The sequence below is a fragment of the Formosa agariphila KMM 3901 genome (genome assembly GCF_000723205.1).
Taxonomy (GTDB): Bacteria; Bacteroidota; Bacteroidia; order Flavobacteriales; family Flavobacteriaceae; genus Formosa; species Formosa agariphila.
In genome coordinates this window covers 2,179,729-2,197,101 of the sequence record NZ_HG315671.1, presented here as the reverse complement: position 1 = coordinate 2,197,101, position 17,373 = coordinate 2,179,729, and the positions used below count along the sequence as shown (strand labels likewise).

Below are 17,373 nucleotides of genomic sequence, written 5' to 3'. Positions count from 1 at the left end.
TTAGAATGCTAAGGTACTTTGGAACATTGTCATTTTTATCACTGAAACTAGTGATTTTGTGAAAAGAAGCGACTTGTTTAATCACTAATTTTACTTTTCAAGGTGCGTTCTAATAAGGGAAAATGCTTAGGTTCAATCTGACTAACAAGGCATCTGATTTTCTTTTCTTTTTCATTCGGATTCTGATACGTGATTACGATGACCTTTTTTACAACCGCATAAGATTTAAGCGCGCTATAAGGCACAGTTGTTTTTCCTATAATTCCTGGTTGAAACACGAAATGGGTCTCAAAAAACTTAAAAACTTTAAGCTTTTTGTTAAAGACATATATACCAAAAAATACGATGGCACAGCCTAAAGGAATCACTGATTCTATAGATATATCTTGTAGGGAAATTAGGCAAAGCCCTATCATAAATAGTGCAAAAACTAAAGGTTTATATTTTGATTTGGAACTTAATTCAATTCCAGAGTCGTTGTCTATTTTAGTCATAATACATTTTTGTATTGTTTTTCTCTATCCTTTAAAGTCGAGTTGAACCCATTGAAACTTTAGTCTAAAAGCTTCTGAATACATTCTCGTTTTGGTCCGTAACTTCCGTAAACAGTATGGAATGTTGTATCTAATTTTTGAAGCAAGTTATTAAAAGAAAAATGAGGTAATTGGTCTAAACAGGTTAGCATGAAGTGCTTGTTAATATTTAAATCTTGATGATGAATGGCATCGCAACTCAAGGCATAATTCAGGAGTTCAGGGGCTAAAGATTGCGTTCTAAATTCGCCTTGAAATTCGTTAGTCACATTCGCTTCATTTTCATTATTCTGAAGCGTTACAGCTTCGGTTTCAGCCATAGGACCATTACCGTGACGTGTTTGATAACAACGCGACACATAGTAGATATCGATTTCTGAAATGGTTTTTATATGATTTTTAATAAGCTGAATTGCATTTTTAGACGTAGTATAACTCCAAGTAGTATGCGGATGGAATCCGTGTTGGGTATCGAGTAAAATGCCCTGACTGCCTTCAAAAATAAAATGTTCGAACGTCGTTGATAGCGCTGAAAGTGTAGCTACACTATAAAACTTCTGAATGGCTAAACAACTGTCTATAAAATAGTCGTCTTTATAATCTTTTAGTTCGTTTTTATAATACGCTTGAACAGACTTCGATTGACTTTTTAACTTAGTATCGTAATAGGTTTTGATACTCTGTAAACGCTGTTTTAGAACCCATTTAAACTGTAAATCGTTTGCATATAGGTATACCTCTTCTTTATTTCTCGCGATAGTTGTTCCAAAACCCAAACCACAAGAGCCGTGATTTTGTTGTTTTTCCAGCGCTCTGTTATAGGCAATATCGTAGATCGTTGTAATCATCGCCAGCGGATGCACATACAATTTAGGCTGATAGGTTTTTAAAAACTCACCTTCGTCTAAAATAGCAGGCGGAAATAGGGTAGTGTACTCCGAATAATAGGTGGGTACGCCCAATAAGGTTCCCGAACCAAAATTACTAAACGTATGCGTTAGCTTTTCCGTACTTACGGTATGTCCTATTTGGTGTCCGCCAGAAAATCGTACCACCAGACTTTTCTCAGGATGTTGCGATGCCAGAAAATCGGTAGTTAAGCCTTTTCCAGCATCACCAAATCCTAAATCTATAACGAGACTACATCTTATCATTTATAACATGTTTTCTACATCAACATCTGTACTGTTCGATGTTGTTTGTGTTGCCGTACTCGGTTTATGATTTTGAATCACCACCTCTGCAATACGTTTTGCTACCGTTTTATAATCTGGAATTTCTATATAATTATCGCCTAAAAGCGCTTTCCAATCACCTTTTCGACGTATTTGTTTAGACCATTCGTTATGCTCTAAATGCATATGAAACACATTATAGGTTTCTTGTGCTTCTTTAATAATGGCTTCGGTAGTAATTGTTTCCGCTTCATCTGTACAGGTATATCTTTTAATGATTTCTGCAGGAATGGTAGGAAACACAGGTTCGTCTCCAATAGTGAATAAAAAGCCTTTTTGTTGTCTTTTTTCCCAACAATCAATCGACGTATGACGTGCCGCAAATAAATGAGCCAAATTATAACCTTCTTGATTGTTTCCGCCACCGCCACCTTCTAAGTATACGCGCGTTAACCAACGGTCTAATAATTCTGCCGAAGATTCAAATTGCCCAACCTGTAACGGTGCACTGTCGTAAATAAAATCGCCAATACCTAAAAACAGCACTTGCGGGTCTTCAATTCCAGCTTCCATTAAAGAGCCAATTAAATCTGGTAACGCTTCTTTTACAATATGTTCGGGTACAAAACCCATACTTCCAGTAACATCTAATGCCACTATGATAGATACTGTTTCAGGATGTTCTTCAGAATCTCGAGACTCTCTAACAAGCGCTTTTGTAGGATCCATTTCTGGATCTATCTGTCTGGATGTAAATATTTCTTCTCTAGACTTATTACTATAGTCTTTAGATTTTCTTAATCGTGCGTATGCATCGTTACTAAATCGTCCTCCTCCCATAATTACAGTTCGTTTATTGTACCACCAAATAAGTGAGCGTAACGCTTTTTGGCTAATTCTAATTTTATTTCTAAGTTTCTAATTTTTACAGACATCTCTAAGTCTTTGGCCACATAATCTTTAGCATCAAAATCGGATGCCAGTACCAAACTATTTGCGTCTGTCGGACTCATATCTAGCATGTTCTCTTGTTCACGTTTTAGGCGCTTTAAAGACAAGGCTAAATCTTCGGTTTCGCGTTTGTACATGAGTTGTGCATCTTCTGCAATGGCACTTGCACGATCGTCTCTTATTTTTTCGTTGTTACGTTTTAAAGATTCTAAAAACGCAGCACTTTTAACTTGCTCTTCCATAAAAAAGGTTTTCAACAAAGTTCGGTTTAGTCTGTGTGGTTTTTATCCCTGAAAACTGTGATTTTAAGATTTGTGTTTGCTTAATTACATATAAATATCACGGAATACAGGCATATTCTTTTTAGGTGGTGTCCGTATCTTTGGACGAACAAAAACGTACTTATGATTGCATTACATTTATCTTCAAAAGGATTTCAAATAAATACTGTTGCCATAGAATTTCCCGTGTCTTTAGACGTGTTAAAAGAGTGTTTGGGAGATGATTTAAATATTTTTAAAAGAAAAAATAACACCATTTTTACATGGAGCGCATTAGGTATTATGGCGTATTCTAAAGGTGGTAATATCGCAGAATCGATTACAATTGCCATTAAATTGGACAGCTATGAATTTAGTCCGAAACAGCCTTTTTCAGGCATCTTTCATTTTAATAATCAAGATATTTTAAGTTACTACGCATCTCGTAAAAATCAGCATGTAAAATTATTCAAAGGCGATGATAGTGGTGCTTTGGTAGCCAATGGTATTAGTGCTTGGTTTAGTAAAGAAGACGATAGCATTGGTGCCATTCAAGTACATACTTATATCCCGTATGAACGAGGTGCAGGACTGCCAGAAGATAAATACACCATGAAGCCACTGGACGAAGACGTTTTGGTTTTTGAAGATTTTGGGTTTAAACTTTCTGTGATTGAAGAATTGATGTATACCAAAGGTTTAATGAAGCCTGTTTTTGATTTGTATGAATTTGCAGATTGGTATAAAGGTCGTGAAATTGATATTGATGAAGAAGGCTACGAACCTATAGCCGAAGTCACCCAATATTTTAAAGACCTACCCATACCAAAACGTCTGGCTTCTGAAATCACCGATTTTTATCAAGACGGCGGCAATGATATTTATATGAATTTATGTCCGTTTTCGGGAGGTGCTGTAGACTATTGGGATATTGAAACATGTGTAGATGCCAAACAATTTCCCAATTTAAAGAAAGTGACACTGTGTTATGCTACCGAGTCCGCTTATGAAGAATTTATAGCTTTGGGTATAGATGCGGAATGGCTGTAATGCATTAAAAATATCATGCCGAAATATACAAAAGCACGCTCATAATGGCGTGCTTTTGTGGTAGTAATTATTACTCAAAAACTCAAAACCTAGAATTTAGTATTTATAAGTATCATTAATTTCAGTGATAGAACTCAGGGGCTTAAATTCTAATTTTGTTTTGTATAATTAAAACAATGAGATAATGGGATTAGGAATTACAAGTGGAATATTAGCAGACTTTATAGAGAATGAACCAGAAGGTTATGAGGCGTATAAAACTATTTTTGACAATATAAATGTGATATTAGAAAAAAATAATTTAGAACCACACCAAGAACCAGATGTTTTAGATCAGGCACCTTTATTCTCTGGAGGTTTTCCATATGATTTTTTACATCACTTAAGACGATTTGCTGCCCACGCTTGGGAGAATGAATATGAGGAAAATTGGGTGCCCACACCTTTCTCGCCAGAAGAAGAACCACAAGGCGACGAGATTTTAGAAGAGCATTATTCATATATGTCTAGTCATCTTTTAACGCATTCCGATACCGAAGGATTTTATATTCCTGTGCAGTTACCAGAAGTTCTTTTCGATACCGATGAAGCACCTGTTCCTGGAGCAATGATTGGATCGTCTTACGATTTGCTAAAAGAATTAAAAACGCTTACAAAACCTTTGGGCATTATATTAAACGAGCAGGATAGTATTTCAAACTTACCGGAACTCAATAAAAGGATACACGATAAAGGTGATTTATGGGTAGAGACTTTAGTTTGTGCAACACTTTTAGATGCTGCCAAATTTAGTATCACTAATAAAACTGCTATCGTTTTCAATTAAAGAAAAGTATGAATGCCATTGTATTAGCGACTATTGCTTTACCGTAGTATTTAGTAAAAAAAGCACGCTCCTAGAAGCGTGCTTTTTCTGTTAGTTTAGAATGTTTAAAACGGTATTACCTGAATACCGTATGTTTCAATCTCACTACTTTCAGGGATAAAATTCAGAGGCATTACTTCTAGTTTTGACATGTAAAATAAACACATTCAAAATGAAAAATACTCTACTTTATTTCGTACTTATATTAATCTTATTTACGTCTTGTAGCCAAAAAAGTTATACGGCATTGTATCGGGAAGATACACGATTAGAACAAAATGAAATCAAGTATAATTTACCTAAAAACCTCTTAAAATTAGAGATTGTTTATACGTTAAACGAACCAAGAGTTTTTAAAAATGGGAAGGATCAAGCCTTAACTTCAAGTACCACTAAAATCACGATTGAAGACCCCTTAAAAATTTCAAAATTATTTGTTGCAGATCGGTCTAAAACTTTCGTACTTAAAGGCGCCCAAGTTGCTGAAGATTATTTTTTAAATCCAGATGAATACGCAGATACAGCGAATACAGAAACGGTTTCCGATGTTTGTGTACAGAATATAAGCAGAACAGAAGCTGTTTTAAAATCATCGTTTACAGATTCTTCTAAAGAAGCTCAAGCTTACAGCTCAGTTATAGAAATTTTAGATAATTTATCTAGAATAAAGACTAAAGTCGATGCCGATTATACTTTGGATTTGGTGTCTATGTACAAAAGTAAAATTACCACAGTTAATGAAGATTTTAAACCGTATATCAGAAAATCTAAAGTTAAATATACTGTCATTATCGACCCATCTGCTAGCGAATCGCCTACAGGACAATGGGCTGTTTTAAGTAATGGTAACATACAACATACTATTTATCCGAAGCATATTTTTAAGGAGAATACCGAGCTTATTGATACCGTTACTATAGTGACTCCAAATATAGAGAACTATAAGTTGTCACATTTAGAAGATAAGGATGCTGTAGAAGGGCTTGTGTATCGCAGTCCGTCGTCTGAAACTTTTAGCGTTAAATTGAATAATCAATTACTTGACGGTGATGCTTTACAATTATCGCAATTTGGAACGATGAAAGTCATTACAGTAGACGAACTTATAAGTAATGTAGATTCCGATATCTTATTATTCAAATCTAAAGACACACCTAAAGCAACAGGTCAATATGAGACTATTGCCAGCCTAAATGATACGGTCGAACTTTTAGATTTCGATTCTAACGAAACCATAGAAGCCTCTCAAATAGCCATTAAAAATGAATACGAAGAAAAATTGAAAAAAATAGACTTGCTAATTAATAAACTTAAAGCACGAAAAAAAGAACTTTAAAATTCAATATCACTGAAATCCGTTACTTTAAAAACTAGGCAAAGTTTCACCTTTGTATAGCACAAATAGATTGAGAAAAGCACTTTATCTAACATTATAATCCATTTCGGATGGTAGTAAAGTGCTATTTAATGACAAGAACTGCTCATGAAAATAATAAGAGACATCCTTAAAAAAGACACCAATACCGAAGGTGCTTTTAAAGTAACTCTAGCATGCGATTTGTATAAAATAGACTTACACCTTGGTTTAGGTGATGTGAGTTTAGACGACATGATTGCTTTTGCAAACACGATTTTAGAAGATTTTGTAAGCTTCGAAACCAAGGCAAAAACAGCAATTGTGAATGATTTTTTACAGAACTATAATGAGGATTGGGCAGATGAAGAAAAGGGCTATCCAGAATTAACAGAGGAAGCTTTTAAAAATAATTTAGAGGTTACAGCCATTCATTTCTATGCTAAAGATTTAATCGATGTGTTTTATACAGAAAATGGCATGTTTGGAAATCACTATTTGGTAGCGCATTCGCACGACGGGAAACACTTTAAAGATACCAGCATGTTTGGTTAAAAACGAATAATTATGACCGTAGAAGATATCAAAAATAAAATTGCAAAACCTGTAACTACGTTTCGTGCGGGAGGTTTTAGACCAACACATACTATTGAAGAAAGTTGGTTAGGAAAGGTATATGCTTTTCATGAAGATGAAGAACTTCCAACAGATAAACACGGAGATTTAATGTTACCATTAGCCCAGTTTTACCTTCCTAATTTACCTTACGTACACCCCAATATTAAAAAAACAAAACTGATAACAGTTTTTATATCACAAGCGTTACCGGAACAATTAGAACCTATGGGAGACCGTTGGATGATTCGTGAATATGAAGATTTAGATGGCATTACCATTAAAAATATTGACCATCCAGATTCTTTCTTAAAACCATTTCCATTACAAGTAGATTTTCAAGAACAAGATTTTCCATTATGGGATGGCGGTGGTTTGTCTATAGATATGGAATCTGAAATTTTAAAATTAGAAGACGAAGGGATAATAGACGATTATTTCGATATTTCAGAACATGTTTACGACCATAAAATTGGTGGCTATCCTTCGTTTTGTCAATCTGGAATTGGCGATGCTGAAGGCTTTGGAGAAGGCTTTCAGTTTGTGTTTCAAATTTCTTCAGACGAAAAAGTAAATTTAAATGTGGTTGATAGCGGGAGCTTAATGTTCGCCAAAAATAGCGAGACCAAACAGTGGAGTCTGTATTACGATTTTTATTAATTGAATATTAGAACATGGACTGTAAATAGCTAAAGATAAAAACATCAAAAAACCTTAAAAATATTATGAGTCAAGACACTAAAGACATCATTTACGCCGAACAAAATATAAAAATGAAGGACGCCTATAGTAAAGCCCAAGACACCTTTAATTACTTCTGGAGAGAAATCTATTGGGATGCCAAACGCGTGATTCCTGTACACGATTTAGCCTTGGTTAAAATTCCTTTTCAACAAATGGTAGAAGGTCGAGAAGAACCTATTGTAGAGCATATGTGGATTAGCGAAATTGAATTTGATGGCGAATATATTACAGGCGTTCTAAGCAACTCCCCAAATAGATTAACGAATGTTGCGGAAGGCGATACAATTACTAGAACAGTATCAGAAATTTCCGATTGGATGTTATCCATAGACCGTAAAACCTATGGCGGTTATACCATTCAAGCGCTACGTTCTGATATGACCGAAGAGGCAAGAGCAAAACATGATCAGGCTTGGGGATTAGATTTTGGCGATTACAATACTATTCTTGTAGCTCACTTACAAGTAGAGGAACAAGAGAACCTAATCGAGCATCCTATGAGTAAAATCATGGAAACTCCAGCGCGAGATTATTTTAGCGCAAATTTAGATGTTGTAACCGCTAAAGATGAAAATGGCGTTACCAGATTACACACAGAAACTATTGCCGGAAACAAAACTGCAGTAGAGATTTTATTAGAATTAGGGGCAGATAAAACGGCTAAAACCAATACAGGGAAGACTGCTTTAGACTTTGCTATCGCTTTAAATTGGTTGCATATTATTCCGGTGTTACGTTAGTTCTAATTTATTTATTCTTAAACTAATGCTCTATGATACTCGCTTTTGACACGTATTATTACGACGGAAAAGCCAAAACCATTGCGGTAAGCTTTAACGATTGGGAAGATGAAGCTCCAACGCAAATTTTCACCGATAGTATTGAAGTTGTAGAACCGTACGAACCAGGTGCTTTTTATAAACGCGAATTGCCGTGTATTTTAAGTTTACTAAAACAAGTGAATTTAGATGAGGTAGAATTAATTATTGTAGATGGTTACGTAATTCTAGAAGAAAAACACTTGGGTTTAGGAGGCTTTTTGTACCAAGCTTTAGAGCATAAAATTCCGGTTGTAGGTATTGCAAAATCTGAGTTTGTGTCTAAAACAGCGGTATTTAAAGAAGTGTTTCGTGGCGAAAGTAAAAAACCATTGTATGTCACGGCTATTGGTACGGATAGAGATGAGGTTTGTAACGCTATAGAACGTATGCACGGTAAATACCGAATGCCAACATTATTACAGATTGTAGACACAAAGACCAAAGAAAATACTAAGCACTAATACTTTAAAAAGTTACAACTATGAATGAAAATTTAATTATATCCTCGGTAGATGAACTAAAACCACTATTTAGAAAAAATTACAGAGATTTTATTGCAGAAAAACCAAGGACTGTAATTTTTGAGGAAGAAGCATTTACCTTGTATAATTTTGAAAAGATGATGAAACGTACCAACATAGATGGTATGGAAGTTAGCCATCTTTACGCATTACATCCGTATGTTAAAACGTTAAGTGAATTTATGAACCCAACATTTAAAGATTTAGATGGGTATAAGTGGAGTTTAGAAAAATTAGCTTTAGGTAAAGCTATTGGCGCTAATTCTGAAGGTGATTTATTATTTTTTGGTTGCTATGATAATACTAAAGTACATGTATTTCGTCACGATGAAGGCAGTATAAAGAGAACTAAATTAACCTTGTTTGAAATTATAAAACAATTTTCTGAGTAAATTTTAGGTACGCATCGTAAATAATAAAAAAGCCCAATTATGTATTTGTAATTGGGCTTTTTAGTTTTTTTAAGACAGAAATTACTCGGTGTATCTTAAAAATAAATGGTTTTTATTTTTAATGATGTCTGCTAATTTTTCAAATTCTGATTCGGTGGTATTGTACAATTTTGCCAAGTCGGCTATCAATGCTTTTAATTCATTGTCTTTTAAAGGCTCATTTCTAATAAATACTAAAAAGGAAGCCCCTATGCCAAAAAGTTCAAGATTATAGGTGTCAAATAGGTGTTTTGATAATGCATAATTTTCAAAAGGACTGAAGTCGGCGTCAAAATATCCATTCGGAAATCCAGTAAGTCCTTCGTATGGTTGTTCTACAGGAAGAATTTTCAAGATAACTTGTTGGTCTAAAAAGGCTAATGGAGATTCATTAATGTTTTCTAAATCTATAACATCGTCTTCAGAATTGCTTATGCCTTTTTTACAAACCGTTTTAAAATCAATGTCTTTTGTTTGTTTTAAAAAGTTTTCTCGGATAATAAAATATTCCGATGGAGTAGAAAGATGCCCCAAATGCTCGTTATCTTCATCATAACACGCTTCATCAAGTCCAGATAAATCATAACCGTCTGTATCTAGCAGAGAATTGTAATCACAAGCGTGACCACTGGTATATTCGGCTTGACCTAAATCATCAAGCGTTAAGATTACAGTCTTGTCAGGATGATTTTGTTTATAATTTTGATAAACGTCCATAAGTTCCTCGTACGACTTTATGTTTTCGATTAAAAAACTGTCAAATAATCTTTCTTGGTAAGGCTCCCGAGTTTTAATTAATTTTTCTATGTTCATTAGATTTATTTTATGCTATTGGAAGTTAGAAGGTCTATGCATGTAATGAACTATTAAGCCGACACACGGTTAATCCCTTCCATACGTTTTAAAATAATAGGCACAAACAAAGCGAATTTGGCATTAAATTCTTCTTGGGTTTTAGAGGTGTTTAGGTTGGTGCCCATAGTCATCCAAGTATTGAATAACGCGTCTTCTTTACTAGCCTCATCAGTATCAATATTCAAGGCTTTAATTAATTTGAAATTTTCATCTTCACTATAAAAGTCTGTGGTCCTTACAATTTCAAAAATGAGTTCAAAAATGCTTCGGGTATCTAAAAGCTCACTGATTTTTATTTCGGTTTCTTTTTGGGTACTAATAGCCTCAAAAATGTCTACCATTAAATTTTGCACTCTACCGTTAATACTGAAGTCTAAATATTTCAAAATCTCATTGTTTTTATTATTCAGTACGAATTTATGCTTGTAAACAATTAAAATTATCACCGTATTCAGCCATTTTTAGACATAATGGATTACGGAAGGATGTAAGTAGGTATGATTTTAAAGCATAAAAAAAAGGTATTCACAATACGCGAATACCTTTTGGTAGGTGTTGAATAGGAGCGTGGTCCTATAAAATTATTAGTCAACTTTATAAACCAACTTCATAGTAATAGAAGCTGTTTTTTCTCTATTTGCTGTGTTAAAGGTTCCTCCCCAAGAATAATCTTCTCCTGAATTTTGACCTGTAATTTGAAAGATTCCCATTTTAGCCGATTCTAATTCACTTAAATGTCCCCCAGAAAATTTAGCAATATTTTCGGCACGTAATCTCGCGTCTTCTGTAGCTTTAGAAATCATTTCAATTTTTAAATCTGCTAGTTTGGTGTAATAATAGCGTGGTGCTTGCGAATAAAACTGAACTCCTTGATTTAATAATTCTGTAATTTCTCTAGAGACTTTTTCAATTTTATCGACGTCTTTAGATTCTATTTCTATAGACTGCGTAAGTTCGTAACCTACAAATTCTTCGCCAGTATAATCGCCATTAACGGTGTATAATTGCTTCGATTTTTGATGTGTAGAAACCGCACTATAAACCAATTCTTCTGGCTTAATCCCTTTTTTAGATAAGTAATTATTAATAGTCGATTTTTTTTCTTCTAAAGAAATGTAGGCTTGCTGTAAATCCATGTTAACAGACCCAAAACTTCCTTCCCAAACAATTAAATCTGATGAAAAATCGGTTTTACCTAGACCCGTGACTTCTATTTTACCATCGACTTTATTTCTGTCGGTGTAGGCTTTTCCTAAGAATATTGAAGATGCAACGATTGCAATTCCAAAAATGATGGCGTTTGTATAATGTTTCATGATGTGTTTTTTATAGTTTGTTTTAATGTTTATCTAAAGTTATTGTTTTAATCTGAATTGTATGAGAGTCCGTTTGTTGAAATGTCCCTCGTCCTGAAACCTGTTTGGAACATAGGCTATAATCATCTCCAAAGGCCAGACCTACTTACACATCAAATGTGAAATTAGCGTGTTGAAATGTAAATGTTTCATCATCGTGATTTACCATAATATCTTCCGGTTTCAAGGTCACGTCCCATAAGCTTGAAGCATAATTTCCATAATTGGTATTGGCTAATAATGCTGACCAAACTGAATGATAATTTGTGATGTGTTCTGCTAAGTCGTGCCGAAGGGTTTTCATAAATAATTTACCAATAGGTACCGACTAAAAACGTAAGTCTTATAAAGGCAATCACACTGTTTGAGCTGAGTACTAAAGGTGTTTTTAAATCGGTTATTTCTTTATCGTCTACAAAAACGACGAATAGACCGTCTTTAAAAGCTAACAATACATTGTCTATAGCTTGTTGGTGATTGGCAAGTGTTGTATTGGTAATATCTCCAAAATGGACTTTACCACTTTGGGCTTGTTCTTGAATTTCGACCGGACTTAAAAATCCGATGACATTTACTTCGGTTCGTTTTTTATTATACGCCTCTACTTGATTTTTAACACAGCCAATTAATAATTCTTCTAGGTTTTTAGGATGCGATTCTAAGGTAAAAGGGACTTCTTTTACTTTTTTCTTACCCAGTCTTTTAAGTTGTAATGTCAGTTCCATTGATATACGGATTTTTTGCGTTAGGGATTGTCGTGGAAAGCCCACAGTGCGATAGCACGAGGACTTGCAACAGAAAGCCCGACCTCGCCTAAGCGAGGTAACGCCCTAATACTATTATTAACTATTAATTTGTGCCAAAATGGTTGGGTCTTGTATTTTATTATCTTCTGATAGTAATTTCATTTTAGAAATAATTTCTGCCGATTTTGGGTCCTCGTCTACGAAAGGCAAGAACATTCGTCCGCGATGTTGACTATGCACTGGAATAATGGATAACGCGAGTCCGTTTTTGCTCACCTGACCACTTCCTAGATGAATGCTGTACTCGCCTAAAGTCCCTTTTATAAAAATATGACGCTCTTTAACCGTGATGTTTTTAAGTTTGAATAACTGGGCAGATGCTTCGGCCAATGCACCACGCATTTCCATGGTACTATGACTCGCTTCCGGATCGACACCACCAACGTGAGCGACACTTACCACCAAATCGATATCGCGCATAATTTCACTAAAAATTACTGGCGGAATCTCTGTAATCGGGATGTTTTTGTAGCTGTCTATTGCGTGAAATTGAATGACTTCTAAAGTTGGTGCCTCTGCATCTGAAGGCGAATACCAGTCTGCCATGGCGTACATGGTGGCTATAAATCCGCGTTTATGATACACTTTCTGTAAGCCGTCTTCCATACTCACCGTCCAACCACGACCGCGTAAAAGTGCTACGGTTTTATTTGGCTGAATTTGATGCCCTTGATAACGTTCGGAACGGTTGCTGTGCTCGCGTTCGTCGTTAGTGATTAAATACAATTCTCTAAACACTTGTTTAAATGGTTGCGTAATGCGCTCTGCAAATACATATTTTTGGTACATATCCCATTCTACCGCTTGATATAAATGAGACACGTGTGCAATACGTAACACATCATCTTCTGCTAACGGATGCGTTTTTCCTGAAGTATCTGTTAATGTTCCTTGGTTATAAAACCCTGAAATTTCTTTTTCAGGAACGTATATTACCAACTTGCTCAACATCACCTTTACAATTGGATGTTGCATCATATTATGAATTTCTGTTGCCGTAAATTCATCTTCGTTAACCATAGCGTTTTCTAACGAAACACGTGTTCTGCTGTATTGTCTAGATAAGTACGTTTTGTGCTCTTTTAAGGCAATAACTTGTTTGTCTTTGCGCAGTTTTGCTGGTATGTTTTTTAATGATTTTCCTGCTTTAGTAACTTTAATATCTGCTTTGCCAAGGTCGTTAATCACGAGTTCAATCTCTGTTTCTTCTATGTTAATCACGGCTTGTTCCATAATGGCTTGAGTGGCTTTCGCTTCCATAGCCCAACTAAAACGCACACGGTCTTGATAGCCGGCATTTCGTGATAAATTATCTAATGCAATGCCTACAGCAATGGCTTCGCTTTCTTGACGTTGTTGTCCGAATTGCTTGCTCTCTTTTAAGAAATCTTGCAAGAGGTTGTAACGTTTTAAGACGTCTTTTTCGGGCACGGTTTTACTTAATGGAATTAATCCTAAAGCACGCACATAATCCTTATCGCGTTTGTCTTTAATTTTCTTCAGGGTTTCGGTGATTTTTACTTCACCTAACATGACGCTAGAATACAATTTGACTTGGCGATGACCGTTTCCATCGGTGATGTATTTGGCGGCGTCGTGTAGTAATTTCCAATTGGATTTCCCGATGGTTTGATACACTTTATTAAACCAATCGATATCGATGGCTCCAATGGCAAAATCGCTTTTTGGTATGTTTGAATAACGCGAAATAATGGTTTCTTTTTCGCTATTCATATAATCTGAAGCGTGCGCTTGAAACCACCATACGGCAGCGTCTAAATTTTCTAAACCTAAATATTCACCCACAAAGGCCGTCCATTGTGTGGCGTAACAGGCGAGTTCTATAAGTCGTTTTTTACTGACATTAGACGCATCTGCACGTGCGGCGAAATCGGCATAACTTTCGGTGTCTTTAAAGGTTGTTTTCTTTAAAATACCGCTAAAGATTGTTTTTTTACTATCTCCATAATAACTGTAACCACGTTCAAAATTATCTTTTCCTAAACGTTCCAAAATCCGGAACACATAATCGATGCCTTCTACGCGGTAAATAGAACTCATATACGCTGTTGCAGGCGTCGCTAAATCTCCACGTTCTAGTTCTGTTTCTAATAAATTGGTTTTTAATGGCGCAATCACGTGCTTTGGAATGGAATCTCTTTCAACCGATTTAAAATTCATTCTGTAGTTAAAGCCACCATCCATAATGACCATTAATTCATGAGAATTTAAAGCCTGAAAACGCAAGTCATCATCATTTAATAAACCTGCTTGATAACCTTTTAAATTGAGCTCTACACTAGGGAATGGCACAATTCCTGGTCTTTTAGCTTGTTGTGTAATTACTTTTACATCGGTCTCTGCATCGGGATGTGAAATATCTTGAGCGACTAAATACATATGAATACCCCAGTAACGTTGAAGTTCTTCATTAGATATATGTTTTAAATTACTCTGACTTAAACTTGGTGCAAGTGGTAAAATGATGTTTGCCCAATTATAAGTCACGGTTTCGTAACGATATCGAGACGATTGAAATTGAAGTAATTTGAGTTTTTCAGGGAAATTGGCAACCATATCTTCTAAAATATCTAATTTAAAAGAGGCCATTGTATTTTCTTCTGAATAGACTTTAAATAAACGACTTAAAATGGTGACATAGTCATTGGATGTGGTGTAATACGCTTGCTTTTCGCCTAGGTTTAATCCGTTTAAATCGGGATAATATTGTCTGCCAAAAGGTTCCAATTCTTTATATTCCCCAAATGGTGCGTTGTGGTGATTTATGTATCGAATGGTCGCATACATTTCGAAATCATTTAAACTACTTTTTTCATACCAAGCAATCCAAACGTTAGCTAACGGAATATTATGTAAAAGTGCTTCTGCAGTAGCATCGTCTCCTAATTTTTTAATATCACGAATGCCCTTTTCTATGTATGTGGTTGCAATTTCACCATCATAAACTTCTGTTTGGTATTCATGCTGCTTATGTTCGGTAACAAGCGCAATTAATTTATTGACCTGAGAGATGATTTTCTTGGTATCAATAAAATCCTTGAACTTGAATTTTGAAGATTCAGACATGGAAATGCCTAATTTATCAAAGAAATTCGTCTTCGTTTCAAAACGTGTTTTTGGGATGTATAGCGGTGTTAAATTATCGTAATCTATAGCTCCAAAACCGTTACTATAGTTGAATTCTTCTGCAGTGTCCGAAAATTTATCTAAATAAACTTGCTCGTTTTTAGTGATTTTAGGACGCTTATTATAGTCACGAATATGCGCTTCTATAAAATCAGGTTGTCTGTTGGCATCGTGTAACAGGGTTAACACTTCCAGTCCTGCTAAACGTTGGTCTATATTTTTGGCAGTCACTAAATTTGTGGTACGCGTTCGGAGTTGGTCTACCGGTAATTCGACCAATAACTGAATTAATGAGGTACGTAAATCTTTATGTTTTCGTCTTAGTAAATCTTCTGCAATGTCTAAATCGGCTTCATAAAGATGCATTTTATTAAACAAATTCAATCCCGTTGCCATAACCAGTTCATTCCGGTTGTAAATGGCTTTTCTGGCTAAAGCGCGTTTCCAAGAATATTGGTCGTAATTTAAACGTTCTTTTTTTTTGGCATTTTGCTGATAATTATAAAGCGAATAACTGTAATCTTTTGGGAAGACTTTACGTATATAATTCTCCCTAAATTCGGTTGGCAAAGTCTCTAAATTGTCTGCCATTAGCTCTAATTGTTCTTCTGTAGCACCATTAATTAAAAACTGGTAAAAGTAGTAAGACGAGGGTGTGAAACTCCACCAAGAGAATATCTTACTCTCGAAGGTTTTTCCCTTTTCATCGGCCGATTTTGCTACAGCAAATAAGCGATTAAACGTTTCATTGTCTAAAGTTCTTGGTGGTAAGTTTACCGCCATCCAATGGTCTAATGCATAATCTTTACCGACCTCTTTTTTGAAATATTCGACTAAAAGATCATTTGTTTTGTCGGTTTGACTAATGAAATATAATGCAAGAATCTTTTTGTGTCTATCTTCCGATTCAAAAACAATATCGAGGGCTTTTCTGTTAGCTGTATCTACATCTAAAATACCAATGGACCACAAACCAACTAACACTTCTAAATTATCTTTACTCTTTAAGTAGGTGTCTACTTCTTTTAAATTAAGAATTAAAGATTGTGCCAATTCTAGCACGCGGTTAATCACCGATTTTTTAGGTGTTTCCCAATTTAAGCCAAACCACGTACTCACGGCTCTGGTGACACTAGAAAAACGGGTCAGATTGTTTTCTAAAAGCACGTTTATCATATATTTTAGGGCACTAAGACCCGACTCGTCTAAAGACTCTAAAATGGTTTGTCTTAAACCTTCTTGGCGTTGGGCGGCGAGTAGTAATTTACTCACCATTTCCCAATGTTTTTCGTCTTCAGACAGTAACAAGGCTTTTATAATATCAGCGCTTATACCACCAATTTCGTCTTCATTTTGAATAATATCGTCCAAAAGTTCATCAAACATACCATTTCCATTATGAAGTAAAGTGGCTAAAAATAAGCTGTTTCCGTGAGGAAAGTAGGTGCTGTATTGAAAATGTTCATGTAGCGTTAATCCACCAAATCCCATTCTGCTGGAATTTAGGAATGCTCTAAAAGTTGCTATTTTTTTGTGTATAACATCTTCTCCGTCTCGCGATCTAAAGGCTTGTCTGTTATAAGAATCTTGATAGGGTAATGTATTTATAAAATCCCACATTGCTGCTAAGTATGGTGCTTGAATAATGCCGTATAACTGCATTCCTAAACGCATACCTTCTGGTGTGGTCCAAGGATTTATATTAAAAGGATCTTCGAAGGCCTCAATAAAATCATACTGATTATAATAGACGCGTTTATCTTTTTCTATACCTGCAAGTACTTTTGCTAAAACACGATAAGGCTCAGAATACGCACGGAATTCAAATCGGTCTACTGCTGATTTTTTATATTGCTCCAAGTATTTTCTAGCATCTTCTATAGGGATCAT

General features: G+C 35.3%; 18 protein-coding genes. 8 read left to right on the top strand and 10 right to left on the bottom strand.

All coding sequences use genetic code 11. The annotated features are described in order from the left end of the window. Window positions 1-77 precede the first annotated feature (77 nt). From BN863_RS09535 to BN863_RS09520, 4 genes are read right to left on the bottom strand one after another with little or no spacing between them, the layout of a single operon-like run. The gene (locus BN863_RS09535) at window positions 78-494 is read right to left on the bottom strand and encodes a hypothetical protein (protein ID WP_038529922.1); all 417 of its coding nucleotides are present in this window, start codon (window positions 492-494) and stop codon (window positions 78-80) included. Between the two features lie 59 nt (window positions 495-553). Then, on the bottom strand, window positions 554-1,687 hold the full coding sequence (locus BN863_RS09530; protein WP_038529919.1) for an adenylosuccinate synthetase: 1,134 nt from the start codon (window positions 1,685-1,687) through the stop codon (window positions 554-556). Next, the gene (locus tag BN863_RS09525; protein WP_038529916.1) at window positions 1,688-2,548 is read right to left on the bottom strand and encodes a hypothetical protein; all 861 of its coding nucleotides are present in this window, start codon (window positions 2,546-2,548) and stop codon (window positions 1,688-1,690) included. Window positions 2,549-2,550: 2 nt separating this feature from the next. Beyond that, the gene (locus BN863_RS09520) at window positions 2,551-2,901 is read right to left on the bottom strand and encodes a hypothetical protein (RefSeq protein ID WP_038529913.1); all 351 of its coding nucleotides are present in this window, start codon (window positions 2,899-2,901) and stop codon (window positions 2,551-2,553) included. 162 nt (window positions 2,902-3,063) lie between these two features. On the opposite strand from BN863_RS09520, the gene BN863_RS09515 reads away from it, so the two are divergent. The 8 genes from BN863_RS09515 to BN863_RS09480 all read left to right on the top strand — a co-directional run bounded on the left by BN863_RS09515 (window position 3,064) and on the right by BN863_RS09480 (window position 9,281). Beyond that, entirely contained in the window at window positions 3,064-3,969 is a 906-nt protein-coding gene (locus BN863_RS09515) for a DUF6892 domain-containing protein (RefSeq protein WP_038529911.1), read from the top strand. Between the two features lie 184 nt (window positions 3,970-4,153). Then, a complete protein-coding gene (locus BN863_RS09510; protein WP_038529909.1) occupies window positions 4,154-4,795 on the top strand; it encodes a hypothetical protein in 642 nt (213 codons plus the stop codon). 211 nt (window positions 4,796-5,006) lie between these two features. Beyond that, window positions 5,007-6,170, top strand: coding sequence for a hypothetical protein (locus BN863_RS09505; protein WP_148304599.1), 1,164 nt, complete (start codon window positions 5,007-5,009; stop codon window positions 6,168-6,170). Window positions 6,171-6,317: 147 nt separating this feature from the next. Continuing rightward, window positions 6,318-6,743: a DUF2262 domain-containing protein gene (locus BN863_RS09500; protein WP_038529905.1), complete on the top strand. Its 426-nt coding sequence runs from the start codon at window positions 6,318-6,320 to the stop codon at window positions 6,741-6,743. 12 nt (window positions 6,744-6,755) lie between these two features. Continuing rightward, a complete protein-coding gene (locus tag BN863_RS09495; protein WP_084817510.1) occupies window positions 6,756-7,463 on the top strand; it encodes a DUF1963 domain-containing protein in 708 nt (235 codons plus the stop codon). Between the two features lie 65 nt (window positions 7,464-7,528). Continuing rightward, window positions 7,529-8,287: a DUF2314 domain-containing protein gene (locus tag BN863_RS09490; protein WP_038529902.1), complete on the top strand. Its 759-nt coding sequence runs from the start codon at window positions 7,529-7,531 to the stop codon at window positions 8,285-8,287. A 32-nt stretch (window positions 8,288-8,319) separates the two neighbouring features. After that, window positions 8,320-8,829, top strand: a complete 510-nt coding sequence (locus BN863_RS09485; protein WP_038529900.1) for an endonuclease V — start codon at window positions 8,320-8,322, stop codon at window positions 8,827-8,829. A 20-nt stretch (window positions 8,830-8,849) separates the two neighbouring features. After that, complete coding sequence (locus BN863_RS09480; RefSeq protein WP_038529898.1) at window positions 8,850-9,281, top strand: hypothetical protein; 432 nt, start codon at window positions 8,850-8,852, stop codon at window positions 9,279-9,281. Between the two features lie 81 nt (window positions 9,282-9,362). On the opposite strand, the gene BN863_RS09475 is transcribed toward BN863_RS09480, so the two are convergent. From BN863_RS09475 to BN863_RS09450, 6 genes are all read right to left on the bottom strand, one after another. Continuing rightward, entirely contained in the window at window positions 9,363-10,133 is a 771-nt protein-coding gene (locus BN863_RS09475; protein WP_038529896.1) for a hypothetical protein, read from the bottom strand. A gap of 53 nt (window positions 10,134-10,186) precedes the next feature. Continuing rightward, window positions 10,187-10,561, bottom strand: a complete 375-nt coding sequence (locus BN863_RS09470; RefSeq protein ID WP_038529893.1) for a hypothetical protein — start codon at window positions 10,559-10,561, stop codon at window positions 10,187-10,189. Window positions 10,562-10,759: 198 nt separating this feature from the next. Then, window positions 10,760-11,491, bottom strand: coding sequence for an SIMPL domain-containing protein (locus tag BN863_RS09465; RefSeq protein WP_038529891.1), 732 nt, complete (start codon window positions 11,489-11,491; stop codon window positions 10,760-10,762). 145 nt (window positions 11,492-11,636) lie between these two features. Next, window positions 11,637-11,834 (bottom strand): hypothetical protein, encoded by a 198-nt coding sequence (locus BN863_RS09460; RefSeq protein ID WP_038529888.1) that lies wholly within the window; start codon window positions 11,832-11,834, stop codon window positions 11,637-11,639. A 7-nt stretch (window positions 11,835-11,841) separates the two neighbouring features. Further along, window positions 11,842-12,255, bottom strand: coding sequence for a hypothetical protein (locus tag BN863_RS09455; RefSeq protein WP_084817509.1), 414 nt, complete (start codon window positions 12,253-12,255; stop codon window positions 11,842-11,844). 117 nt (window positions 12,256-12,372) lie between these two features. Next, complete coding sequence (locus BN863_RS09450) at window positions 12,373-17,373, bottom strand: DUF4132 domain-containing protein (protein WP_038529886.1); 5,001 nt, start codon at window positions 17,371-17,373, stop codon at window positions 12,373-12,375.

Bases quoted from the DNA above. Each gene is read 5' to 3' on its own strand.
- BN863_RS09535 (WP_038529922.1), bottom strand. From the start codon at position 494: ATGACTAAAATAGACAACGACTCTGGAATTGAATTAAGTTCCAAATCA.
- BN863_RS09530 (WP_038529919.1), bottom strand. From the start codon at position 1,687: ATGATAAGATGTAGTCTCGTTATAGATTTAGGATTTGGTGATGCTGGA.
- BN863_RS09525 (WP_038529916.1), bottom strand. From the start codon at position 2,548: ATGGGAGGAGGACGATTTAGTAACGATGCATACGCACGATTAAGAAAA.
- BN863_RS09520 (WP_038529913.1), bottom strand. From the start codon at position 2,901: ATGGAAGAGCAAGTTAAAAGTGCTGCGTTTTTAGAATCTTTAAAACGT.
- BN863_RS09515 (WP_038529911.1), top strand. From the start codon at position 3,064: ATGATTGCATTACATTTATCTTCAAAAGGATTTCAAATAAATACTGTT.
- BN863_RS09510 (WP_038529909.1), top strand. From the start codon at position 4,154: ATGGGATTAGGAATTACAAGTGGAATATTAGCAGACTTTATAGAGAAT.
- BN863_RS09505 (WP_148304599.1), top strand. From the start codon at position 5,007: ATGAAAAATACTCTACTTTATTTCGTACTTATATTAATCTTATTTACG.
- BN863_RS09500 (WP_038529905.1), top strand. From the start codon at position 6,318: ATGAAAATAATAAGAGACATCCTTAAAAAAGACACCAATACCGAAGGT.
- BN863_RS09495 (WP_084817510.1), top strand. From the start codon at position 6,756: ATGACCGTAGAAGATATCAAAAATAAAATTGCAAAACCTGTAACTACG.
- BN863_RS09490 (WP_038529902.1), top strand. From the start codon at position 7,529: ATGAGTCAAGACACTAAAGACATCATTTACGCCGAACAAAATATAAAA.
- BN863_RS09485 (WP_038529900.1), top strand. From the start codon at position 8,320: ATGATACTCGCTTTTGACACGTATTATTACGACGGAAAAGCCAAAACC.
- BN863_RS09480 (WP_038529898.1), top strand. From the start codon at position 8,850: ATGAATGAAAATTTAATTATATCCTCGGTAGATGAACTAAAACCACTA.
- BN863_RS09475 (WP_038529896.1), bottom strand. From the start codon at position 10,133: ATGAACATAGAAAAATTAATTAAAACTCGGGAGCCTTACCAAGAAAGA.
- BN863_RS09465 (WP_038529891.1), bottom strand. From the start codon at position 11,491: ATGAAACATTATACAAACGCCATCATTTTTGGAATTGCAATCGTTGCA.
- BN863_RS09460 (WP_038529888.1), bottom strand. From the start codon at position 11,834: ATGAAAACCCTTCGGCACGACTTAGCAGAACACATCACAAATTATCAT.
- BN863_RS09455 (WP_084817509.1), bottom strand. From the start codon at position 12,255: ATGGAACTGACATTACAACTTAAAAGACTGGGTAAGAAAAAAGTAAAA.
- BN863_RS09450 (WP_038529886.1), bottom strand. From the start codon at position 17,373: ATGATCCCTATAGAAGATGCTAGAAAATACTTGGAGCAATATAAAAAA.